General features: G+C 52.1%; 19 protein-coding genes, 1 tRNA gene and 3 rRNA genes. 1 reads left to right on the top strand and 22 read right to left on the bottom strand.

The window, feature by feature from the left end:
• Positions 1–7 precede the first annotated feature (7 nt).
• Positions 8–583, top strand: coding sequence for a GNAT family protein (locus NSS83_RS20250; RefSeq protein WP_341346355.1), 576 nt, complete (start codon positions 8–10; stop codon positions 581–583).
• A gap of 76 nt (positions 584–659) precedes the next feature.
• Here the strand turns inward: NSS83_RS20250 and NSS83_RS20245 are convergent, their stop codons facing one another.
• From NSS83_RS20245 to NSS83_RS20140, 22 genes are all read right to left on the bottom strand, one after another.
• Positions 660–1,754 carry a DUF6612 family protein gene (locus tag NSS83_RS20245; RefSeq protein ID WP_341183127.1) on the bottom strand — a complete coding sequence of 365 codons (1,095 nt, stop codon included), beginning with the start codon at positions 1,752–1,754 and terminating at the stop codon, positions 660–662.
• 104 nt (positions 1,755–1,858) lie between these two features.
• The gene (locus tag NSS83_RS20240) at positions 1,859–2,011 is read right to left on the bottom strand and encodes a small acid-soluble spore protein P (protein ID WP_340750421.1); all 153 of its coding nucleotides are present in this window, start codon (positions 2,009–2,011) and stop codon (positions 1,859–1,861) included.
• A gap of 12 nt (positions 2,012–2,023) precedes the next feature.
• The gene (locus tag NSS83_RS20235) at positions 2,024–2,365 is read right to left on the bottom strand and encodes a hypothetical protein (protein ID WP_341346354.1); all 342 of its coding nucleotides are present in this window, start codon (positions 2,363–2,365) and stop codon (positions 2,024–2,026) included.
• 157 nt (positions 2,366–2,522) lie between these two features.
• A tRNA-Ser gene (locus NSS83_RS20230) sits at positions 2,523–2,611 on the bottom strand.
• 65 nt (positions 2,612–2,676) lie between these two features.
• Positions 2,677–3,966 (bottom strand): serine--tRNA ligase, encoded by a 1,290-nt coding sequence (serS, locus tag NSS83_RS20225; RefSeq protein WP_341183128.1) that lies wholly within the window; start codon positions 3,964–3,966, stop codon positions 2,677–2,679.
• 90 nt (positions 3,967–4,056) lie between these two features.
• The gene (gene pdxT / locus NSS83_RS20220; RefSeq protein WP_341346353.1) at positions 4,057–4,641 is read right to left on the bottom strand and encodes a pyridoxal 5'-phosphate synthase glutaminase subunit PdxT; all 585 of its coding nucleotides are present in this window, start codon (positions 4,639–4,641) and stop codon (positions 4,057–4,059) included.
• Positions 4,642–4,659: 18 nt separating this feature from the next.
• Positions 4,660–5,541 (bottom strand): pyridoxal 5'-phosphate synthase lyase subunit PdxS, encoded by an 882-nt coding sequence (gene pdxS / locus NSS83_RS20215; protein ID WP_341183130.1) that lies wholly within the window; start codon positions 5,539–5,541, stop codon positions 4,660–4,662.
• Between the two features lie 119 nt (positions 5,542–5,660).
• Positions 5,661–7,055 carry a D-alanyl-D-alanine carboxypeptidase family protein gene (locus tag NSS83_RS20210; protein ID WP_341183131.1) on the bottom strand — a complete coding sequence of 465 codons (1,395 nt, stop codon included), beginning with the start codon at positions 7,053–7,055 and terminating at the stop codon, positions 5,661–5,663.
• Positions 7,056–7,180: 125 nt separating this feature from the next.
• Positions 7,181–8,638, bottom strand: coding sequence for an IMP dehydrogenase (gene guaB / locus NSS83_RS20205; RefSeq protein ID WP_076084859.1), 1,458 nt, complete (start codon positions 8,636–8,638; stop codon positions 7,181–7,183).
• A gap of 357 nt (positions 8,639–8,995) precedes the next feature.
• Positions 8,996–9,112 (bottom strand): 5S ribosomal RNA (gene rrf, locus NSS83_RS20200).
• 145 nt (positions 9,113–9,257) lie between these two features.
• Positions 9,258–12,183, bottom strand: a 23S ribosomal RNA gene (locus NSS83_RS20195).
• Between the two features lie 250 nt (positions 12,184–12,433).
• A 16S ribosomal RNA gene (locus tag NSS83_RS20190) occupies positions 12,434–13,994 on the bottom strand.
• Together the 16S, 23S and 5S rRNA genes form the textbook arrangement of a ribosomal RNA operon.
• 380 nt (positions 13,995–14,374) lie before the next feature.
• Entirely contained in the window at positions 14,375–15,889 is a 1,515-nt protein-coding gene (gene lysS / locus NSS83_RS20185) for a lysine--tRNA ligase (protein WP_341183132.1), read from the bottom strand.
• Between the two features lie 152 nt (positions 15,890–16,041).
• On the bottom strand, positions 16,042–16,521 hold the full coding sequence (gene greA / locus NSS83_RS20180; protein ID WP_341015412.1) for a transcription elongation factor GreA: 480 nt from the start codon (positions 16,519–16,521) through the stop codon (positions 16,042–16,044).
• A gap of 224 nt (positions 16,522–16,745) precedes the next feature.
• Positions 16,746–17,762 (bottom strand): tRNA dihydrouridine synthase DusB, encoded by a 1,017-nt coding sequence (gene dusB, locus NSS83_RS20175; RefSeq protein ID WP_341346352.1) that lies wholly within the window; start codon positions 17,760–17,762, stop codon positions 16,746–16,748.
• 45 nt (positions 17,763–17,807) lie between these two features.
• On the bottom strand, positions 17,808–18,017 hold the full coding sequence (locus NSS83_RS20170; RefSeq protein ID WP_341183134.1) for a helix-turn-helix transcriptional regulator: 210 nt from the start codon (positions 18,015–18,017) through the stop codon (positions 17,808–17,810).
• Positions 17,969–18,520 (bottom strand): 2-amino-4-hydroxy-6-hydroxymethyldihydropteridine diphosphokinase, encoded by a 552-nt coding sequence (gene folK / locus NSS83_RS20165; RefSeq protein WP_341183135.1) that lies wholly within the window; start codon positions 18,518–18,520, stop codon positions 17,969–17,971. Before folK ends, NSS83_RS20170 begins: the two co-directional genes overlap by 49 nt.
• A gap of 9 nt (positions 18,521–18,529) precedes the next feature.
• Complete coding sequence (gene folB, locus NSS83_RS20160; protein ID WP_341183136.1) at positions 18,530–18,892, bottom strand: dihydroneopterin aldolase; 363 nt, start codon at positions 18,890–18,892, stop codon at positions 18,530–18,532.
• A 33-nt stretch (positions 18,893–18,925) separates the two neighbouring features.
• A complete protein-coding gene (gene folP, locus NSS83_RS20155; RefSeq protein WP_341185165.1) occupies positions 18,926–19,783 on the bottom strand; it encodes a dihydropteroate synthase in 858 nt (285 codons plus the stop codon).
• Complete coding sequence (locus NSS83_RS20150) at positions 19,780–20,658, bottom strand: aminotransferase class IV (RefSeq protein ID WP_341183137.1); 879 nt, start codon at positions 20,656–20,658, stop codon at positions 19,780–19,782. The genes folP and NSS83_RS20150 overlap by 4 nt, the downstream gene beginning before the upstream one ends.
• Positions 20,655–21,236 (bottom strand): aminodeoxychorismate/anthranilate synthase component II, encoded by a 582-nt coding sequence (gene pabA, locus NSS83_RS20145; RefSeq protein WP_076082822.1) that lies wholly within the window; start codon positions 21,234–21,236, stop codon positions 20,655–20,657. The genes NSS83_RS20150 and pabA overlap by 4 nt, the downstream gene beginning before the upstream one ends.
• Positions 21,233–22,855, bottom strand: a complete 1,623-nt coding sequence (locus NSS83_RS20140; RefSeq protein WP_341346351.1) for an anthranilate synthase component I family protein — start codon at positions 22,853–22,855, stop codon at positions 21,233–21,235. The genes pabA and NSS83_RS20140 overlap by 4 nt, the downstream gene beginning before the upstream one ends.
• Positions 22,856–22,888: the final 33 nt, after the last annotated feature.

Genomic DNA, 22,888 nt, shown 5'->3' with positions numbered 1-22,888 from the left:
ATACGAGATGTCCTACAAGCTGTATAACAACGCACAGGGGATCTATCTCTCGCTGCTGGAGCTTAAGGATGCTGAGGAGCTGCTAAGCCTTCGTCTGCGCAACCGTACCGCGCACCAGCAATTCGAACCCCTGCGTGATGAAGATTACTTCACCCTGGAGAGCCAGCATCAGCTAATTAACCAGCGTATCCTGGAAGCCCGGCTGGACCGGGCGTATATGTTCGGCATTTATCTGCTCAGCGGAGAGCTGATCGGCCAGATTACGATCTCTAACGTAGTGAGGGGAGTCGGACAATTCTGCGATATCGGCTATCTGATCGATCATGAGCAGCAAGGGCAAGGACATACCAGCGCTGCTGTGCACCTGATCCTCGGGTACGCCTTCCGCTCCCTGGGGCTTCACAGGGTACAGGCTGCTATCCTGCCTCATAATACCGGTTCACGCAGAGTGCTGGAGAAGAACGGCTTCCAGGCTGAAGGAATTGCACGCCGCTTCATCCGGATCAACGGCGAATGGCAGGATCACCGCACCTACGCCATTCTGGCTGAGGAGTTCCTGCCAGAGGAACAGCAATCCCCTTAACCTTCATATGTGCAAGCTAAAGACCCGTATAAGCAGAAATCGCTCATACGGGTCTTTAGCTTGCGGAACTATGGTATTAATAAGTACTCGTACCTGTGTTCCCGAACTGCTGCTGCAGCTCTTCCAGAGTGATGACATCATCGCCTTGCGGAATGCCAATCTTGAAGGTCTGCTTCTCATTGATCTTGCTGTATTGGTTGCTTGCATTCATTGATAAGGTAACATTCTCACCCTTGTCAGGATCACTAACCTTGATGTTCATGAGCATATCCTGGTATACCGGATAATCATCTTTGTTGACTGCGGTATTCAGATGGAACTGGTTAATAGTGAGGTGCTTGTTCAGATCAGCCAGGCTCTTGTCGAACTCTGCACGGGCTTCACTGGATTGAAGCTGTTCCTTGGCTTCGGCCAGCTTGGCAGGCTCAACCTGCAGCAGATCCTTGTATTCTTCTTTGCCCAGAATATCAATAATCTTCGGCATAGCGTTGTTCACCAGAATGGTGAGTGCCTCTTTGACGTTATCGTTGGTAACCTGGAATTGAACTACCTGCTTGGCTTCTACGCCTTCAGGCAGGTTTGCATCCTTCGGTTTGATATCATTGAAATACTTGGCTTGATCGTATTCACCAAGCAAGGTATTCATCACTTCATTCGACAGCTTCTGCACCTTCTGTGCATCCATCTGTGCAGGATTGAATTCAGCCCCCTGCTCTTCAGCCAGCTGCTTCAGATCCAGCTCTACGAATTTGTTAACGATCGTCTCAGGGATCGGCAGGAACGGAATCGAAGGTATTTTGACATACAGCTTCTGTCCGGTCATCACCATTGGAACTGTGAAGGACATAGCCATGTCCCCTTTCAGATTCAGAACAGTTGTCATTTCTGTCTGCATCGGCTCTGCCTGGTAGACTCCATCGATGGTAAGCTCGGCGTTCTTAAGCATGCTGAGCATCTGGCCCGTTGAAGCATCTGCTTCATTGGTACCTGTGTCTATCGACAGATCATTAATAACTAATTTTGTCTTCATTTCGTAAGATGTCATAGCTGTAGCTTTGGCTGCAGCTGAAGTCAGAGCCTCCTTAGGCTCCTCTTTCTTTGCACATCCCGGCAGAATTACTGCAGCAGTTAACAGTAACGCAGCAGCGGATAACCCCCACTTTTTGTTCATTATTTTTCTCCTCTCCCATGTAAAAAAATTCTTTCCCCTCCCTAATGATAAACCATTTGGCAATTATGAGAAACATTTCTCTTCATTTTCATTTAAAATTGTATTTAACCCTGCGGATTATGATGGTCCACATGGTTGGCCTGCTTCACCTTTTTAGACCCGGATAACGGCGCCGGACCTGAAGAATGACGCTCTTTGCGGGGTCCCTGATTGTCCTGCTGTACGCCGGGTACAGGCATGCTCTTGGGTTTGCTCATTGGATTAGCCTCCTATGGATTGGTTAAGCCCTGAAGGGCTTGGGCACATTCATGAATCTGTCTCGTATACTGCTGCGCCAACAGCTGAACAGCATCCAGCTGTTCATCCGCATGCACCCCGGCCTGCTCGGCGTCAAGCAGATCTACAGCAACCTCGCGGCTATCCACATAGGTACAGCGGAAATCCAGCGAATACCCCTGCCGTCCTGCTGCATTGAAATGAATAAGCAGACTGTTCTGGTTGGCCGCATCCCCCTGCACTCTGAAGCTATCTCCATTCTCCATCAGTTCGGGCAGCCGCTCCTGCCAGGCAGACACCAGACTCTGCTGATCTACTTGCAATTGTCGGTCCATCTTTATCATCAGCCTCCTTCTCTAATACATTGCGGAGAAAGCCGGATTTTTATTCCCGCTGGAACAGCTTCCGGTGAAAAAGAGACCTTAGCGGATACAAAAAAACCGTCCTCGTGAGAGAACGGCTTCTATCTGCACTTATTTAGATGTAAAGGAATGGCGGAGAGGATGGGATTCGAACCCATGTGGGCTTGCACCCTAACGGTTTTCAAGACCGCCCCGTTATGACCGCTTCGGTACCTCTCCAATGCAATGAAATTTCACATGCATTAGGAATTATACCACGCCCCGCAAATAATATGCAACTATTATTATTGAGCTGTTTTTGCAGAAATGGATTTCACATTACGCATATACGGCTGCAGGCATTCCGGAATCAGCACACTTCCGTCCTCCTGCTGGTAATTCTCCAGAATAGCTGCTACGGTACGTCCTACAGCCAACGCAGAGCCATTCAGCGTATGCACGAATTCAGGCTTAGCCTTCGGGTCCTTACGGTAGCGGATATTGGCCCGGCGCGCCTGGAAGTCCTCGGTGTTGGAGCATGAGGAGATCTCGCGGTACATGCCGCTCTCAGGCAGCCATACCTCAAGGTCATACGTCTTGGCAGAGGTGAATCCCATATCCGCCGTACAGAGCAGCAGAACGCGGTAGGGCAGCCCCAGAAGCTGCAGCACGCGCTCAGCGTCGGCTGTCATCTTCTCCAGCTCCTCATAGGAACTCTCCGGGCTGGCCAGCTTCACCAGCTCCACCTTGTTGAACTGATGCTGGCGGATCAGACCACGGGTATCGCGTCCGGCAGAACCTGCCTCAGAACGGAAGCAAGAGCTGTAGGCTACATGATACTTCGGCAGATCACCAGCCGTCATAATCTCTTCACGGTAATAGTTCGTCACAGGCACTTCGGCCGTAGGAATCAGATAATACTCTGTATCCCGCAGCTTGAACAGGTCCTCTTCGAATTTGGGCAGCTGCCCTGTTCCATAGAGGCTGTCCTTATTAACAATATAAGGCGGCAGCATCTCTTCATAATTATGTTCCCCGCTGTGCAGGTCCATCATGAAATTGATCAGGGCACGCTCCAGTCTGGCACCCAATCCTTTATAGAAGACAAACCGGGAGCCCGTAACCTTCGCCGCTGCCTCAAAATCAATGATATCCAGCTGCTGTGCCAGCTCCCAATGAGATTTTGGAGTGAATCCAAGCTCTGTAGGCTCTGACCAGCGGCGCACTTCAACATTGTCTGCTTCGGAGGTGCCCACAGGCACCGATTCATGCGGAATATTCGGGATGCTCATCGTCAGCTCATCAATCTTGACCTCAAGCTCACGCACCTCATCATCCAATTCCTTTATCCGGTCAGATACCGTACGCATCTCTGCGATCAGATCATCAGCAGGCTCACCATTCTTCTTCTTCTTGGCTACGTCTCCGGATACAGTGTTCCGGCGGTTCTTGAGCCCTTCAGTTTCCTGAAGCAACTCACGGCGGCGCTGATCCAGCGCCGGGAAGCCGGATATCAACTCCAGCGACTTTCCTCTTTTATTCAGTGCCTCTTCTACTCTTGCATAATCGCTGCGCAATACTTTAACATCTAACACAAAGTTTCCCTCCTGAAAACAGCCCAAACTCTTTCAAAATGCTGTTTTGCTTGCAGCTTTGAAAGAGTCAAAGTGTCCTTATATGCGGTTCTATAGATTGGCTGCAATACTGTCTTCTACCATGCCGGCAAAATATTGATGCAGCCTGTAATCATCAGTCAATTCCGGGTGAAACGAGCAGGCCAGCAGATTGCCCTGGCGCGCGGTTACAATTTCATCCTTATAGAGCGTAAGCACCTCAACATCAGGACCCACCTCGTCAATAAGCGGAGCGCGGATAAATACCGCCCGTACGGGCTCAGCAATCCCCTTAACCTCCAGATCACATTCAAAGCTTTCCCGCTGGCGGCCAAAGGCATTCCTGGCCACGGTAATATCCATCAGCTCCAGATGACCGGCTTCATCTCCGGCAATCCGCTTTGCCAGCACAATCATGCCGGCGCATGTGCCGAAAATAGGCTTACCTTGATCCGCGAACTCACGGATCGCTTCAATAAAGCCATATTTGCGCATTAATTTGCCAATCGTCGTACTCTCACCGCCGGGAATGATCAGACCATCTATCCCGTCTAGCTCCTCTATACGCTTAATAGGCAGGCCCTGCGCGCCGGTCTTCTCAATACTGACAATATGCTCTGTAACAGCGCCTTGAAGCGCCAACACTCCAATTCTCATCCGGAAGCCTTCTCTCTATTAACGGCCGCGTTCCGACATGCGCTCAGCCGGGGACAACGTGGCGATATCAATACCCTTCATCGGAGCGCCCAGATTCTTGGACACTTCAGCGATCAACTTGTAATCCGTGAAGTGAGTTGTCGCTTCGACGATGGCACGGGCGAACTTCTCAGGATTGTCCGATTTGAAAATGCCCGAGCCGACAAACACCCCGTCAGCACCCAGATGCATCATGAGTGCGGCATCGGCAGGCGTAGCTACACCACCGGCTGCGAAGTTAACGACAGGCAGCTTGCCCAGCTCGTGAACCTCCAGCAGCAGCTCATAAGGAACACCCAGCGTCTTAGCTTCATGATATAGCTCATCAGGCGACAGCCCAGTCACCTTGCGGATCTGGCTGTTGATGTGGCGCATATGGCGGACCGCTTCCACGATGTTGCCGGTTCCCGGCTCACCTTTGGTACGGATCATAGAGGCTCCTTCGCCAATCCGGCGCAGCGCTTCCCCAAGATCCTTGGCTCCGCATACAAAAGGAACCGTGAATTCGCGTTTATTGATATGGAACACTTCATCGGCAGGAGTAAGCACTTCACTCTCATCGAGATAGTCTACACCCAAAGATTCGAGAACCTTGGCTTCCACATAGTGGCCGATCCGCGCTTTGGCCATCACAGGAATACTTACTACCTTGATGACCTCTTCTACAATAGTAGGATCAGCCATACGTGCGACACCACCCGCAGCGCGGATATCGGAAGGTACACGCTCCAGGGCCATAACGGCAACTGCGCCCGCGGCCTCAGCAATTTTCGCCTGCTCTGCATTCATGACGTCCATAATGACGCCGCCTTTTTGCATTTCTGCCATGCCTCTTTTGACTCGCGAAGTTCCTGTTTCCATATCTACGCCTCCCGTTAGATCTAACCTAATCTAACATGTAATTTTACCGCAAGGCTGTAATATACACAACCTATTTACTGGGATTTTGTCGTGAAGCCGGGGCCAGTGCCCCTGTGAGGCTAGAACAGGTTTTTAATTCCTTTGAACAGATCACCGAAAAAATCACCGATGGCTCTCAGCAGCAGCTTGAACCAGCCCGCCTTCTCCGCTTCCTCGGCAGTAATCAGGTTCACCGTCTTCTCTTGTGTCTGAGACATTCCTTCAATCTTATAGGAGTACGTGACCTTACCTACCTTGCTGGCTCCGGCAATCGGAGCGACTAGCGTAGCCGGATCATTCGTGACCACAGTAGTCTTGATCTGCGGCGATACAGTACCCTTAGGAACCATGAACGTTACACCAGCATCCGTCACTACGGATACCTCTTTATTCTTGCCCTTCAGCACAGGCACAGTCTCAGTGCCGGCAATCACGGCCTTAGGTGCAACTACCTGCTTAATCTCAAAATTATTAAAGCCGAAATCCAGCACCTTCTTCGTTTCGGTGAAACGGTGGGCCTCGGAGTCCGCTCCCATTACTACGCTGATTAGACGCATGCCGTCACGCACCGCAGTACCGGTGAAGCAGTTACCGGCGTTGGTCGTATGTCCGGTCTTCAATCCGTCCAGTCCCGGATAAGCGTAAGCCTTGAAATTGGGGATATCCTTATTGGCTTCCAGCATCCAGTTGTAGTTAATCATCGGCTTGGAATCACGCTCACGGAATTTATACGATTGAATTGTCGTAAAATCTGTAAACTCAGGATGGTCCGTAACAATATACTTAGCAAGAATAGCCGCATCCATTGCAGACATTACCGTCTCACGGTCCTCTTCAGGCCGGTATTTGGCAGGCATGTCCTTCCGGTCCAGACCGGTGGAATTAATGAAATAAGCCGTCTTCATCCCCATCTTCTGTGCGGTCTCATTCATCTGGGTCACAAACTGCTGCTCCGAGCCGGATACCAGTTCAGCCAGAGCAACTGTAGCATCATTGGCAGAGCCTACCGCCATCGCTATGTAGAGTTCTTTAACCGTATGTTCATCGCCCGCTGCCAAAAAAATACGTGAGCCGATCTGCTTGGACGCATTCTCCTGTATAATGACCTTCTGATCCCAGGAAATCTTGCCGCTATTCACCGCTTCTGTTACAAGGTATTCTGTCATCATCTTCGTCATACTTGCCGGAGGCATAGGCTGGTCCGCATTAAGCGAGAGCAGAACTTCACCTGTAGTAGGTTCAATCAATACTGCAGATTTCAATTTCAGCCCTAGGGATTCCACGGTTGGAATCTTGGCTACTGCCGTTTTGGCAGGGGTAGCCGCCGCCTTGGTTCCAGCCTCTGTGGTAGCCGGTTTATTCACTGCCTCTGCCATCGCAGAAGCCGCAGGAAATGCCAACATATTTAAAAGCAGACCTGCTGCCACAGTCTTAATCACAATTTGCTTACTGCTTAGTTTTCGCTTGGCCTTCAATGATTAACTCTCCTTTAATCCTCAGATCAGTGCTTGTTCTATTCTAACACAGGGGTACCTGCAAAAAAAGACAGGCAGGACTAAATTAGTCCTGCCTGTCAACAAAATAGGCGAGTCTTCCCGGCTTATAGGGAATAGTTCGGAGCTTCCTTGGTGATCTGTACATCATGAGGATGACTCTCACGCAGGCCCGCTCCAGTGATCCGGATGAACGAGGTATCATTGCGCAGCTCTTCTAATGTCTTCGTTCCGCAATAGCCCATACCGGAGCGCAGTCCGCCAATCAATTGGTGAACCGTGTCAGACAATGGCCCTTTAAAGGCTACACGGCCCTCAATGCCTTCCGGTACCAGCTTCTTATCATCATCCTGGAAGTAACGGTCTTTACTGCCTTGCTTCATGGCGCTCATGCTGCCCATGCCGCGGTATACCTTATACTTACGTCCCTGATAGATTTCCGACTCTCCGGGACTTTCTTCCGTGCCAGCGAACAGGCTTCCCATCATGACTGCAGCAGCACCAGCGGCGATGGCTTTGGTAATCTCACCAGAGTACTTAATTCCTCCGTCAGCAATCACCGGAATGCCGTATTCACGGGCTACTGTCGCACAATCGTAGATCGCGGTAACCTGCGGAACGCCGATTCCGGCAATTACGCGGGTAGTACAGATAGATCCCGGGCCAATACCCACCTTGATTACGGAAGCTCCTGCTTCAATCAATTCGCGGGTAGCTTCACCTGTAGCCACATTACCGGCTACGATCGTCAGATCAGGATAAGTCTCGCGCAGCTTACGCACCGCATCGATAATATTGATGTGATGGCCATGTGCGGAATCCACAGTAATCAGGTCCACACCGGCTTTTACCAATGCTTCTGTCCGCTCCAGCGTATCCTTGGAGATCCCGATTGCTGCTCCAACCAGCAGACGTCCGTGGGCATCCTTGGCACCGTTAGGGAACTGGATGGCTTTCTCTATATCTTTAATAGTAATGAGACCTTTAAGAATATTATGCTCGTCTACCAGCGGCAGCTTCTCAATCTTGTGACGCTGCAGAATGCCCTTCGCCTCTTGAAGAGTGGTACCTACAGCAGCTGTAACGAGATTCTCATGAGTCATCACTTCTTTGATCTGAATATTGAAATCATGGATAAAACGCAGATCGCGGTTCGTCAGAATACCGACAAGCTTGCCCTCTTCATCTACGATAGGCACACCTGAGATACGGTATTTGCCCATCAGGACTTCAGCATCGGATACCCAGTGGTCCGGCGTAAGTGAGAAAGGATTGGTAATAACCCCGCTCTCCGAGCGCTTCACACGGTCTACCTCTTCTGCCTGCTGCTCTACGGACATATTCTTATGAATAATGCCGATCCCGCCCTCACGGGCGATAGCAATCGCCATAGCGGCTTCTGTGACTGTGTCCATACCTGCACTCATCAAAGGGATATTCAGCTTCACATTCTTGCTGAGTACAGTGGTTAGATCCACTTCCTTAGGTAATACCTCGGATTTACGCGGAACCAGCAGCACATCATCAAAAGTGAATCCCTCTTTACCAAACTTATCTTCCCACACCTGGGTCATTCCTCCTCTAAATTCTTTTCTCTACCCGCCCGCCAACTTATGAATAAAGAAACTCCTGCGTCAAGTCCATACCCGATAGACAGCGGTAGTGGCCTGGGAGTTATACATAATTGTGTCTTCTGTTAAGGTTTGAGAGGCTTGTCCAAAAATATATTAGAGCTATCTTAGCAAAGGGTATTTGGCCTGTCAAGAATATTACACCGCTCTGTGAAGGGATTAGGCTATCCGCCCTCCAGTAAGCGAATTCTTGGACTAAAGTCCGTGTCCAGTGGACAATTGAGCGAATTTCGGCGGCATCACCGAAAATACAAAAAGACCACTGTTGAGATTTCAACAGTGGTCTTACGTGCTTGGCAACGTCCTACTCTCCCAGGACCCTTCGGTCCAAGTACCATCGGCGCTGGAGGGCTTAACGGTCGTGTTCGGGATGGGTACGTGTGGAACCCCTCCGCTATCGCCACCAAACGGGCATTTACAGCGTAAATGCTTCAGGAATTTGATTCCTGAAAACTGAATCCGAAACGAATTTGTGTTTGCCCTTCTTACGGGGCCCCCGGAAAGTACTCGGAATCCGCTTCGTCAGCGTCATCTTCACTTTTTGGGGTAGCTTTTGGATAAGCCCTCGACCGATTAGTATTGGTCAGCTCCATGCATTGCTGCACTTCCACCTCCAACCTATCTACCTCGTCGTCTTCAAGGGGTCTTACTAATTGGGAAATCTCATCTTGAGGGGGGCTTCACGCTTAGATGCTTTCAGCGCTTATCCCGTCCGTACGTAGCTACTCAGCCATGCTCCTGGCGGAACAACTGATGCACCAGCGGTACGTCCATCCCGGTCCTCTCGTACTAAGGACAGCTCCTCTCAAATTTCCTGCGCCCACGACAGATAGGGACCGAACTGTCTCACGACGTTCTGAACCCAGCTCGCGTACCGCTTTAATGGGCGAACAGCCCAACCCTTGGGACCTACTTCAGCCCCAGGATGCGATGAGCCGACATCGAGGTGCCAAACCTCCCCGTCGATGTGGACTCTTGGGGGAGATAAGCCTGTTATCCCCAGGGTAGCTTTTATCCGTTGAGCGATGGCCCTTCCATGCGGTACCACCGGATCACTAAGTCCGACTTTCGTCCCTGCTCGACTTGTAGGTCTCGCAGTCAAGCTCCCTTATGCCTTTGCACTCTGCGAATGATTTCCAACCATTCTGAGGGAACCTTTGAACGCCTCCGTTACTCTTTAGGAGGCGACCGCCCCAGTCAAACTGCCCGCCTGACACGGTCCCCGTACCCGATAAGGGCACTAGGTTAGAACCTAGATACGATCAGGGTGGTATCCCAACGGCGCCTCCGCAGAAGCTTGCGCTCCTGCCTCCACGGCTCCCACCTATCCTGTACAGATCGTACCCAAATTCAATATCAAGCTGCAGTAAAGCTCCATGGGGTCTTTCCGTCTTGTCGCGGGTAACCTGCATCTTCACAGGTATTAAAATTTCACCGGATCTCTCGTTGAGACAGCGCCCAAGTCGTTACGCCATTCGTGCGGGTCAGAATTTACCTGACAAGGAATTTCGCTACCTTAGGACCGTTATAGTTACGGCCGCCGTTTACTGGGGCTTCGGTTCACAGCTTCGGATTGCTCCTAACCGCTCCCCTTAACCTTCCAGCACCGGGCAGGCGTCAGCCCGTATACTTCGCCTTACGGCTTCGCACAGACCTGTGTTTTTGCTAAACAGTCGCTTGGGCCTTTTCACTGCGGCCCCCTCGGGCTATTCACCCTACCGAGGCACCCCTTCTCCCGAAGTTACGGGGTCATTTTGCCGAGTTCCTTAACGAGAGTTCTTCCGCGCGCCTTAGAATTCTCTTCTCGCCTACCTGTGTCGGTTTGCGGTACGGGCACCTTCTCCTGACTAGAGGCTTTTCTTGGCAGTGTGAGATCATGACCTTCGCTACTGTAATTTTCGCTCCCCATCACAGCCCAGCCTTACGGTGTGCGGATTTGCCTACACACCAGCCTCACTGCTTAGACGGACATCCATCAGTCCGCGTCACTACCCTCCTGCGTCACCCCATCGCTCATAGCGGATTACGGTGGTACAGTAATTTCAAACTGTTGTCCTTCGACTACGCCTTTCGGCCTCGCCTTAGGTCCCGACTTACCCTGAGCGGACGAGCCTTCCTCAGGAAACCTTGGGCTTTCGGCGGATCAGATTCTCACTGATCTTTTCGTTACTCATACCGGCATTCTCACTTGTATACTCTCCAGCGCTCCTTACGGTACACCTTCAACGTATATACAACGCTCCCCTACCCCAGATACAAAGTATCTAGCCATAGCTTCGGTGGTGTGTTTAGCCCCGTTACATTTTCGGCGCAGAGTCACTCGACCAGTGAGCTATTACGCACTCTTTCAATGGTGGCTGCTTCTAAGCCAACATCCTGGTTGTCTGTGCAACTCCACATCCTTTCCCACTTAACACACACTTGGGGACCTTAGCTGATGGTCTGGGCTGTTTCCCTTTTGACAATGGATCTTAGCACTCACTGTCTGACTCCCGGCAAGAAGTAAATGGCATTCGGAGTTTGACTGAGCTTGGTAACCCTTGCGGGCCCCGCACCCAATCAGTGCTCTACCTCCACCACTCCATTCACCGAGGCTAGCCCTAAAGCTATTTCGGGGAGAACCAGCTATCTCCGAGTTCGATTGGAATTTCTCCGCTACCCCCACCTCATCCCCGCATTTTTCAACATGCGTGGGTTCGGGCCTCCAGTGCGTGTTACCGCACCTTCACCCTGGACAGGGGTAGATCACACGGTTTCGGGTCTACGTCCACATACTAAATCGCCCTATTCAGACTCGCTTTCGCTGCGGCTCCGGCTTCTCACCTTAACCTTGCATGTTAAACGTAACTCGCCGGTTCATTCTACAAAAGGCACGCCATCACCCATAAAAAGGGCTCTGACTTTTTGTAAGCACACGGTTTCAGGTTCTATTTCACTCCCCTTCCGGGGTGCTTTTCACCTTTCCCTCACGGTACTGTTTCACTATCGGTCGCCAGGTAGTATTTAGCCTTAGCAGATGGTCCTGCTGGATTCATACGGGGTTTCACGTGCCCCGCACTACTCGGGATCCGTCTCGGAGAGAATACCATTTCGGCTACAGGGCTTTTACCTCTATCGCGGGCCTTTCCAGACCTCTTCGCCTACCATATTCCTTTGTAACTCCATGTGAGACGTCCCACAACCCCAAGAGGCAAGCCTCTTGGTTTAGGCTGTTCCGCGTTCGCTCGCCGCTACTGACGGAATCACTATTGTTTTCTCTTCCTCAGGGTACTTAGATGTTTCAGTTCCCCTGGTCTGCCTCTGCGTATCCTATGTATTCAGATACGAGTAACTGCGAATTACCACAGCTGGGTTTCCCCATTCGGACACCCCCGGATCAAAGCTTGCTTACAGCTCCCCGAGGCAGTTTCGTTGTTCGCCACGTCCTTCGTCGGCTCCTGGCGCCTAGGCATCCTCCGTGTGCTCTTAGTAGCTTAACCAATGTGTTTTCCCTAAGGAAAATCACGGTAGCAACTAATAACTATTTCCACTTGCTTACACAAGTTTCAGCTAAAAGATGTTCTAAAACGCAAATTCGTTTCGGTATCCAGTTTTCAAGGATCAAAGGTAAAGATGAGAGCTTAAACTCTCAAAACTGACCAACGAGTGAGTAACAGGCCTAAACCTGATTGGTTTGGAAGCGAAGCTTCCGATTTGAATGTTTCCGTTGCAGGAAACGATTCTCCATAGAAAGGAGGTGATCCAGCCGCACCTTCCGATACGGCTACCTTGTTACGACTTCACCCCAATCATCTACCCCACCTTCGGCGGCTGGCTCCCTTGCGGGTTACCCCACCGACTTCGGGTGTTGTAAACTCTCGTGGTGTGACGGGCGGTGTGTACAAGACCCGGGAACGTATTCACCGCGGCATGCTGATCCGCGATTACTAGCAATTCCGACTTCATGCAGGCGAGTTGCAGCCTGCAATCCGAACTGAGACCGGCTTTGCTGGGATTGGCTCCACCTCGCGGCTTCGCTTCCCGTTGTACCGGCCATTGTAGTACGTGTGTAGCCCAGGTCATAAGGGGCATGATGATTTGACGTCATCCCCACCTTCCTCCGGTTTGTCACCGGCAGTCACTCTAGAGTGCCCAGCTCAACCTGCTGGCAACTAAAGTCAAGGGTTGCGCTCGTTGCGGGACTTAACCCAACATCTCACGACACGAGCTGACGACAACCATGCACCACCTGTCTCAACTTTCCCCGAAGGGCACCTAATGCATCTCTGCTTCGTTAGTTGGATGTCAAGACCTGGTAAGGTTCTTCGCGTTGCTTCGAATTAAACCACATACTCCACTGCTTGTGCGGGTCCCCGTCAATTCCTTTGAGTTTCAGTCTTGCGACCGTACTCCCCAGGCGGAGTGCTTACTGTGTTAACTTCGGCACCAAGGGTATCGAAACCCCTAACACCTAGCACTCATCGTTTACGGCGTGGACTACCAGGGTATCTAATCCTGTTTGCTCCCCACGCTTTCGCGCCTCAGCGTCAGTTACAGCCCAGAAAGTCGCCTTCGCCACTGGTGTTCCTCCACATATCTACGCATTTCACCGCTACACGTGGAATTCCACTTTCCTCTTCTGTACTCAAGTCACCCAGTTTCCAGTGCGACCTCAGGTTGAGCCCAAGGTTTAAACACCAGACTTAAATAACCGCCTGCGCGCGCTTTACGCCCAATAATTCCGGACAACGCTTGCCCCCTACGTATTACCGCGGCTGCTGGCACGTAGTTAGCCGGGGCTTTCTTCTCAGGTACCGTCACTCCGGTAGCAGTTATTCTACCGGACGTTCTTCCCTGGCAACAGAGCTTTACGATCCGAAAACCTTCATCACTCACGCGGCGTTGCTCCGTCAGGCTTGCGCCCATTGCGGAAGATTCCCTACTGCTGCCTCCCGTAGGAGTCTGGGCCGTGTCTCAGTCCCAGTGTGGCCGTTCACCCTCTCAGGTCGGCTACGCATCGTCGCCTTGGTGGGCCGTTACCCCACCAACTAGCTAATGCGCCGCAGGCCCATCCCCAAGCAGCAGATTGCTCCGCCTTTCATTCTCTCCTCAGGAGAAGAAAGAAATTATCCGGTATTAGCTACCGTTTCCGGTAGTTATCCCAGGCTTGAGGGCAGGTTGCCTACGTGTTACTCACCCGTCCGCCGCTAAGTCTGAAAGGAAGCAAGCTTCCTTTCAAACTCCGCTCGACTTGCATGTATTAGGCACGCCGCCAGCGTTCGTCCTGAGCCAGGATCAAACTCTCCAAATTAGTATTTAGAAAGAGCGATTGCTCATTTTGAAACATCTGACGAGAATTGTTACATCCTCTAATTTGGATCTCACCGAAGTGATCTCCAGATACTCACTCGTTGTTCAGTTTTCAAAGATCAAGCTCGTTGTCAGCGCCGCTCATCGCGTCACCAGCAACTCTTATAATATATCACATCCAGCCGATCAATGCAAGCTCTTTTTTAACTTCTTTTCGAGCTCGGCGTTGATGTTTCGCGGCCAGAAATAGAATATATCACGGATAGAGATTCATTGCAAGCATTATTTCTAAATCATTTGACCAGAGCATTTAATCCCCCGATGCCAAGAGAACTGCCTGAGCAGCTCTCTTAGTTATCCGGGTCGGACTAAGAGAAACCCTTAGTCTTTATTACGCATATGCGGGAACAGCAGTACATCACGGATAGACGCTGAATTGGTCAGCAGCATGATCAGACGGTCTACACCGATTCCAAGGCCCCCTGTTGGCGGCATGCCGTACTCCAGAGCACGGATGAAATCATCATCCATCTCATGGGCTTCATCATTGCCCTGCTCTTTCTCGTGAATCTGTGCTTCGAAGCGCTGGCGCTGGTCAATCGGATCATTAAGCTCGCTGAACGCATTGGCATGCTCGCGGGCTACAATGAACAGCTCGAACCGGTCGGTGAAGCGCGGGTCCTCTTCATTCTTTTTAGCAAGCGGTGAGATCTCTACAGGATGTCCCATTACGAAGGTTGGCTGAATCAGCGTCTCTTCCACAAACTGCTCGAAGAACGCATTGAGGATATGTCCAAAGGTCATATGCTTCTCCACCGGAACCCGGTGTTCCTTAGCCAGAGCCTGTGCTTCTTCATCCGTCATCTGAACACCGAAGTCCACCCCGGTTACTTCCTTAACGGCATCCACCATAGTCACGCGGCGCCAGCCTGGAGACAGATCCACTTCCTGTCCCTGATAATTAATTACCTGGGAGCCAAGTACCTCCTGGGCAATATGAGCGATCAGGCTCTCTGTCAGATGCATAATGTCCTTGTAATCCGCATACGCTTCATACAGCTCGATCATTGTGAATTCCGGATTATGGCGTGTTGAAATACCTTCATTACGGTATACACGGCCAATCTCATAGACTTTCTCCAGACCGCCGACGATTAGACGCTTCAGGTGCAGTTCAATGGCAATCCGCATATACAGCTGCATATCCAGCGTATTGTGGTGGGTAATGAATGGTCGGGCCGCTGCTCCGCCTGCGATGGCATGCAGGGTTGGCGTCTCCACCTCTAAGTAGCCCAGTGAGTCCAGATAACGGCGCATCGACTGGATAATCCGTGAACGCATGATGAAGGTCTGTTGTACCTCAGGGTTAATGATCAGATCCACATAACGCTGACGGTAGCGGAGTTCTACATCCTTCAGACCATGATACTTCTCAGGAAGCGGAAGCAGGGACTTGGACAGCACCTCAAGGTTATCCACTTTAATAGAGGTTTCGCCGGTCTTTGTCTTGAACAGGGTTCCCCGGATACCGACGATATCGCCCAGATCAAGAATAGTGAAGGCTGCGTATTGTGACTCAGGGATACTGTCCTGGCGCACATAGATCTGGATTTTGCCGCTAAGGTCCTGGATATGAGAAAAGCTTGCCTTGCCCATGACCCGTTTCGCCATAATTCGCCCGGCCACACTGACCTCCAGCGCCAGCTCGTCCAGCTCTTCCTTGGTTTGCCCGTCGTATTTGGCCAGAAGATCGCCAGCAGCAGCGGTACGCTCATATTTCTTGCCGAACGGATCGATCCCGAGTGCGCGGAGCTCGTCCAGCTTGCCCCGGCGGATCTGCAGCAATTCACTTAATTCATTCTCAGTAGCTTCGACGTTGTTGATTTCTTCCGTCATGTTCTTCATCCTCTCTTACTCACTATACAAAAGAAGAAACGGCTCCGCCCCGATCTTGAGGACAGTCCGTTCCGGTACAAAATATAAGCTGTATGTGTTCACCCATATTTATCTTTTGAAAAAAGCTTCCCTAAGGAAGCTTCGGAACCTTCTTACTTCATTTTGATATCAAGAATTTTATATTGAATGACGCCTGCAGGGACACTAACATCTACAATCGTACCAATCTTCTTGCCGATGATCGCTCTGCCTACAGGGCTCTCATTGGAAATTTTGTTGTTCAGCGGATCGGATTCGGCAGTACCCACGATGGTGTACTCCATAATGTCGCCATACTCCATATCCTCAACGTTCACCGTTACCCCGATGCTTACCACATCTGTCACGATCTCATCGCTATTAATGATACGGGCATTGCGGAGCATCTTCTCCAAAGTAAGAACCCGTCCTTCAATAAAAGCCTGTTCATTCTTCGCGTCTTCATACTCCGAGTTCTCACTGATATCACCGTAGCCGATGGCCACTTTGATACGTTCCGCTACCTCGCGGCGTTTCACGGATTTGAGGGTCTCCAGTTCTTCTTCCAGACGCTTAAGTCCGTCCGGTGTAAGGATGACTTCTTTATCGCTCATCTCAACCGATTCTCCTGTCGTATACATTTATTGAAAACACCATACTATATGCGAATCCGGAGGGATCAGAACCCTCCTTCACCATTGCTCCTGCTGTAACGGCGATTTTATACTGTGAAATTATATTGGAACCGCTACAAAATGTCAATGACGCCCCATATAATGTTTAGCGATACTCAATAAAGCGCACAGGAACGGGGCTTAGTCCCAGGATTATGTGAGGCTCATACGGCGAAAAGCGCGCTATCCGCGTTATTCTGCTCCTCATCCTGCTTAAGCTGACCGACAAAATCATTCAAAATCCGCACCATCTCATCACGTTTCGTTTCTTCCATAATAACGTCCTTCACGCGGGCCGCCGCCTTAAAGCCCTTCAAATACCAGGCCAGGTGCTTGCGCATCTCGCGGACAGCCACCGCTTCACCCTTAAGAGCAATCAGGCGGTCCATATGAAGAATTGCCACCTTAATCTTCTCTTCTGCGCCAGGCTCCGGCATCAGCACACCGCTATCCAAATATTGAATCGTCCGGTACAGCATCCACGGGTTTCCCAGTGCGCCACGCCCGATCATTACACCGTCACAGCCGGTCTGGTCCAGCATTGCCCGCGCATCCTCCGGCGTATTCACATCGCCATTGCCGATCACCGGAATGGATACTGCCTCTTTAGCCATACGGATATAATTCCAGTCGGCGCGTCCTGTATAGAGCTGCTCGCGGGTCCGCCCATGTACGCTGACGGCCGCTCCGCCGGCCCGTTCCACCGCACGCGCATTCTCTTCAACGAAGATATGCTCGCTGTCCCAGCCGATCCGCATCTTCACGGTGACCGGTTTGTCCACGGCCTCGACTACTGCGGATACCATCTCATAGATTTTGTCCGGATTCAGCAGCCAGCGTGCTCCGGCATCGCATTTGGTCACCTTCGGCACCGGGCAGCCCATATTAATGTCGATGATATCGGCATTGGTTTCTTTGTCGACAATTCTCGCGGCATCCACCAGCGATTCCCGGTCCCCGCCAAAAATCTGCAGACTCAGCGGTTTCTCACGTTCATCGACAAACAGCATCTCACGCGTGCGCTGGTTGCCATGTACGATCGCCTTGCCGCTGACCATCTCCGCACAGACCAGGCCAGTCCCGAATTCCTTGGCAATCAGACGAAATGCCGGGTTACATACGCCAGCCATAGGCGCCAGCACGACCTGATTCTTCAATTCAATATCACCAATCTTCAGCATGGCCCCATCACTTCCCTACCTCAATTTGTAACGTTCAGCCCGGTCTTATGGTGCCGGATGGGCCAATTCCTCTACTGTCACTTCCAGAAAGTCCGCAATTTTATTTAAAATTTGATCTTCCAAACGTCTGTTGCCCCGCTCCACTGCACCAAGCACAGCAAGTGATATTCCGACAGAATCCGCCAGTTCCTGCTGAGTATAGCCCTTCAGCTTCCGGAATGCTCTGACCCGTCTTCCCATACGTTTGTTGTCCACAGGCGAATTCCTGCCTTTCCGTCTATGTCTTGCAGCGCTGTTGTAATTAGTCTGCGGAATCCGGAAGTCTCTTCGTTCGGCGAAAGAATATCGCTTAGCGGCAGAAGGACAAACGCCCGCTCCAGCATCCTCGGATGAGGCAGCGTCAGATCCGGCGTGTCCAGGGTCAGCCCTTCTACCCACAACAAATCCAAATCTACCGTTCTCGGTCCATACCGCACATCCCGGACCCGGCCGAGCTGGTTCTCCGTGTCCAGCATCACATGAAGCAGATCCTCCGGTGCCAGTGTGGTGCGCAGAACAGCCGCCATGTTAAGAAACTGAGGCTGATCCAGATAGCCGACAGGCTCCGTCTCGTAGACCCGGGAAGTGCGCACAACTTCAATCTTGTCGTGATGCTCCAGCCGGTGCAGGGCTTCTCTCAACGTGCCTTGACGGTCACCCAGGTTAGCCCCTAAAGCAATATAAGCCTCTGATGCCTCAGAGGTGGAAGGTATGTTCATCAGTCTGTCTCACTTTCTCGTCCGGCGCAATTCTACAGTGACTCCCTGAAAATGAATATCAAAGGGAGGATGCGGCTTGGTCACCTGGACCGTTACTGCATTGATAACAGTATAAGTGTCCAGTAACCCGGATGCAATACGTTCCGCCAAAGCTTCAATCAGCTTAAAGGACTGGGTTTCGACAATTTTTTTGACTTCAACATGAACTTCAGCATAATTCACGGTCTGCTCCAGATCATCGCTGAGCCCTGCTCCCTGCAAATCAAGCTCCAGCTCAAGGTCGATATAATAACGCTGGCCGAGCTTCCGTTCCTCTTCAAACACTCCGTGGTAACCGTAATACTCCATGCGGTGCAGCTTCATTTTATCCATTAAGGGTACCTGCCTTCTCTTGAAGAATATTATCTATACGCTGAGCTCAGGTGACCCTGCATATAACATGGCGTCACACATCTTTACGGTACGCTTCATCGCCGCAATATCGTGAACCCGCACAAGCTGACAGCCCTGGGCAATCCCGAAGGCGACAGTAGCCGCAGTCCCCTCCAGGACATCATCTGCGGGCAGACCGAGGGCGGTGCGGATGAATTTTTTGCGCGAAGTGGCCAGCAGCACCGGATATCCCAGCTTCGTCAGTGCGTCTAGTCCCGTCATGACCTGAAGATTCTCTGTATAGTCCTTGGCGAAGCCGATTCCCGGGTCCAAAATAATATTCTCCGGCTTCACTCCGGCTGCCAGCGCTAGTTCAATACTCTCGCTCAGGTCATCCGTCATATCGCTGATCAAGTTCTTATAATGACGGTCATGGCGGTTATGCATTAGAATGATTGGACAGTCTGCCTGCGCAGCAACCGCCGCCATCTGCGGATCGGCCTTGGCTCCCCATACATCATTGATGATATGCGCACCGGCCTGAATTGCCTGGCGGGCGACGTCCGCCTTGTAGGTATCAATAGATAGTGGGAGATGCGGGGCGGCATGATGGATACGCTCAATGACAGGAAGTACACGGGCCAATTCCTCTTCAGCACTCACCGGCTGGTGACCCGGACGCGTCGATTCTCCACCTATATCGATAATATCGGCACCCTCTGCCGCCATTTGCAGCGCATGCTCTACCGCTCTATCAAGCTCTGTCCACAACCCCCCATCCGAAAAGGAGTCCGGCGTCACATTGAGTATCCCCATAATCAGCGTACGCTTGCCCAATTTCAGCTCGCTGCTTCCGCAGCGGTAAGTCCGCTCATAGATGATCGGCTTCATATCAGCATATCCGTCCTTTCTCTGTACAGCCTCATAAGTCCAGCCGTCTGCTCTCCGCAGCGCCCGCTGCCTATGGTTACCCGCCGGTCTCCATTCCATAATGTACTTACCGGTACAATCTCCTGCACCGAATTGGTGAGGAAGATTTCATCGGCAGCCGCAAGCTGCTCCCAGCGGTACAAGCCCTGTTCCGGCTGAAGGCTGGCCGCTGCCAGCTCAAGCACCATTTCCCGGGTAATTCCCGGTAGAATCCCGGTGGCTACATCGGGGGTATAGAGCCTTTTATTGGAGATGAAAAAAATATTGCTCACAATGCCTTCGGCGAGCTCTCCCTGTGCGGTCAGCATCAATCCCTCGGCCCCCCGCTCTGCGGACGGATATCCGGCCAATTCACGTTTTGCCAGAATGTTGTTCATATAGTGCAGCGATTTGAGTCTTACCGGTCCCTCCGGGGTATTACGCCGGTGGTTCAAAAGCTGAAGTTCTTTGCCTTCCGTGTATAAGCCGGTTGGTGTGACCGGCAAAGCTTTGATATAGAGCAGATGATTAGGCTGCTTATAGGCTGCAGATGGCAGACCCAGAATATCCTCACCGGCTGTAACGGTGTAGCGGATATACGCGTCACTAAGCTCATTCTTGTCCATTACAAGCCGAATCCATTCCCGCAGCTCCTGTACATCCGGCTCGAAAGGAATGCCCAGCTGACGGCAGCCCGCTGTCATTCTGCCCAGATGGCGCTCCAGCAGGAAAGGCTGTCCCCCATAGGTGCGGAAGGTCTCGAACAGGCCCATGCCGTACAAAAAGCCGTGATCCAGAGCGGAGACCACGGCGTCTTTGGCGTCGACTGCTTTGTTGTTAAATCCTATATATTTCATGCCGGTTCTCCGGCTCTCCGTTTCAGGAAATTGCGCAGCATGGTATGCCCGTGATTCGTAATGATCGACTCGGGATGGAACTGTACCCCTTCAATCGGGTATTCCTTATGCCGCAAGGCCATGATCTCGCCCTCGGCGGTCTCGGCGGTAATCTCCAGACAATCCGGCAGACTCTCACGCTCCACGATCAGTGAATGATAACGTGTCGCTGTGAAAGGAGATTCCAGCCCTTCAAATACGGAGGTACCGTTATGATGGATGGGCGAGGTTTTGCCATGCATAAGGCGTTCTGCACGGATGACATTACCGCCAAAAGCCTGTCCGATCGCCTGGTGTCCGAGACATACGCCGAATATGGGGATGATGCCCTTGAAATGCTGCAGCAGCGCGAGGCTGATGCCTGCCTCATTCGGTGTGCAGGGTCCCGGGGAGATCAGAATATGATCCGGGGCTAATGCTTCAATTTCCTCAATGCTGATCTCATCGTTGCGCGCTACCTTAACCTCTTCCCCCAGCTCACCCAGATACTGCACCAGGTTATACGTAAAGGAATCATAATTATCGATGACCAAGATCATATTGCGCTTCCTCCTTCGGCGCCGAGGGCAGCCCGCTCTTCCTGCTCGCGTTCACTGCAGAGAATGGCTTTTACTACCGCTTTGGCTTTGTTGTGGCATTCCCGGTACTCACGGTAAGGATCTGAATCAATTACAATTCCAGCACCTGTCTGAATGTAGCCGATTCCGTCCTTCACTGCGAGCGTGCGTATGATTATATTTAATTCCATATTGCCGTTATAGTCAATCCAGCCCATAGATCCAGTATATGGCCCCCGGCGGACCGGCTCCAGCTCTTCGATAATCTCCATGGTGCGCACCTTGGGCGCGCCCGTGATGGTGCCGCCGGGGAACAAGGCGGCAATGACATCGTACGCATCCCTGCCGGGTGCGACGATTCCCTCGACCTGCGAGACGAGATGCATCACATGCGAGTATCGCTCCACGGTCAGCAGCTCCGGCACGCTGACCGTTCCGTAGGCAGCGACACGGCCGATGTCGCTGCGCTCCAGATCGACAAGCATAATATGCTCGGCGATCTCCTTCTCGCTCCCGCGCAGCTCCGCCTCCATGGCGGCGTCCTCCGCGGGAGTATGGCCCCGCCGCCGGGTGCCGGCAATGGGGCGGGCGCTGACCTTGTCCCCGTGCAGCTTGACGAGCAGCTCCGGCGATGCGCTGGAGAGCGCGAAGCCGGGCGTGCGGAGCAGCCCCATGTACGGGGACGGGTTGAGTCTACGGAGCCATTCGTAGACGTCCTCGGGTGTGGATTTGAGCTGTGCCTGCTGGCGCAGCGAGAGGTTCACCTGGAAGACATCTCCGGCGCGGATGTATTCCTGGACCTTCAGCACAGCCTGCTGGAAGAGCCCGGCAGAGAAATCCGAGCTCATGCCGGGCCATTCGCCGGTGATCTCGGCCTCGCTCTCCACCCTGCGGGTAAGCCCGGCGAACCTTGCAGCGGCGGCTTCTTCCGGCTCCGCCAGTGCGTAGAGAAGGCTCCACTGCTCCAGCATGCGCTCCGCACGGTGCACAGCAGCCTCATACAGACTCCTTAGCCCGTCCAGGTTACCGGATACAGTATCCGGGACAGGAACATGAACTGCACAATAGAGCTGCTGCTCCTGCTCATCGTAGATCCACACTTCTTCCAGTCTCATGAACAGATAATCCGGAAATTCAGGGTTGTTCCTGGCAAGCGACGGCAGCTTCTCCAGGGAACGGGCCACATCATAGCCAAGAAATCCGATACAGCCTCCGGTGAATGGCGGCAGACCGTCAACCGGCAGGCGGGGAGACGTATATTCCCTCATCCATTCCTGCAGCACTTGCAGCGGTTGGCCTTTCGTTACGGCAGATTCTATTTGCCCTGAAGCCTTGGCTCCGGGAGTATAGCTCTGTGCAACAGCTCCCCGGCCTTCAATGATGGAGACAGGGCTCAGACCCAGATAGGTGTAGCGCCCGCCCTTGCCGCTCTCCAGGACAACCGAATAGGGGGAAGCCTGTTCCCAGGCCTGCTTCCAGCTGCGGGGCAAGCCCTGATTGTCCTGCCGTTTCCTCAGGATCAGGGGCAAGGTGCTCCAGGCTTCATCTGCCTCTGCCCACTGCTCCCAGTCCTGCCAAGCCGTTAAGATCTCCACAACCATTCTCCCGCCTCATCGATAGTTTATTGCCTGTCA

This window comes from Paenibacillus sp. FSL H3-0469 (assembly GCF_038051945.1).
Taxonomy (GTDB): domain Bacteria; phylum Bacillota; class Bacilli; order Paenibacillales; family Paenibacillaceae; genus Paenibacillus_AQ.
This window is presented reverse-complemented; position numbering and strand designations above follow the sequence as displayed.

Excerpts from the sequence above, each read along its gene's own strand:
- NSS83_RS20250 (WP_341346355.1), top strand. The coding sequence starts at position 8 with ATGTCCTACAAGCTGTATAACAACGCACAGGGGATCTATCTCTCGCTG.
- NSS83_RS20245 (WP_341183127.1), bottom strand. The coding sequence starts at position 1,754 with ATGAACAAAAAGTGGGGGTTATCCGCTGCTGCGTTACTGTTAACTGCT.
- NSS83_RS20240 (WP_340750421.1), bottom strand. The coding sequence starts at position 2,011 with ATGAGCAAACCCAAGAGCATGCCTGTACCCGGCGTACAGCAGGACAAT.
- NSS83_RS20235 (WP_341346354.1), bottom strand. The coding sequence starts at position 2,365 with ATGGACCGACAATTGCAAGTAGATCAGCAGAGTCTGGTGTCTGCCTGG.
- pdxT (WP_341346353.1), bottom strand. The coding sequence starts at position 4,641 with ATGAGAATTGGAGTGTTGGCGCTTCAAGGCGCTGTTACAGAGCATATT.
- pdxS (WP_341183130.1), bottom strand. The coding sequence starts at position 5,541 with ATGGAAACAGGAACTTCGCGAGTCAAAAGAGGCATGGCAGAAATGCAA.
- lysS (WP_341183132.1), bottom strand. The coding sequence starts at position 15,889 with ATGACGGAAGAAATCAACAACGTCGAAGCTACTGAGAATGAATTAAGT.
- greA (WP_341015412.1), bottom strand. The coding sequence starts at position 16,521 with ATGAGCGATAAAGAAGTCATCCTTACACCGGACGGACTTAAGCGTCTG.
- dusB (WP_341346352.1), bottom strand. The coding sequence starts at position 17,762 with ATGCTGAAGATTGGTGATATTGAATTGAAGAATCAGGTCGTGCTGGCG.
- folK (WP_341183135.1), bottom strand. The coding sequence starts at position 18,520 with ATGAACATACCTTCCACCTCTGAGGCATCAGAGGCTTATATTGCTTTA.
- folB (WP_341183136.1), bottom strand. The coding sequence starts at position 18,892 with ATGGATAAAATGAAGCTGCACCGCATGGAGTATTACGGTTACCACGGA.
- folP (WP_341185165.1), bottom strand. The coding sequence starts at position 19,783 with ATGAAGCCGATCATCTATGAGCGGACTTACCGCTGCGGAAGCAGCGAG.
- NSS83_RS20150 (WP_341183137.1), bottom strand. The coding sequence starts at position 20,658 with ATGAAATATATAGGATTTAACAACAAAGCAGTCGACGCCAAAGACGCC.
- pabA (WP_076082822.1), bottom strand. The coding sequence starts at position 21,236 with ATGATCTTGGTCATCGATAATTATGATTCCTTTACGTATAACCTGGTG.
- NSS83_RS20140 (WP_341346351.1), bottom strand. The coding sequence starts at position 22,855 with ATGGTTGTGGAGATCTTAACGGCTTGGCAGGACTGGGAGCAGTGGGCA.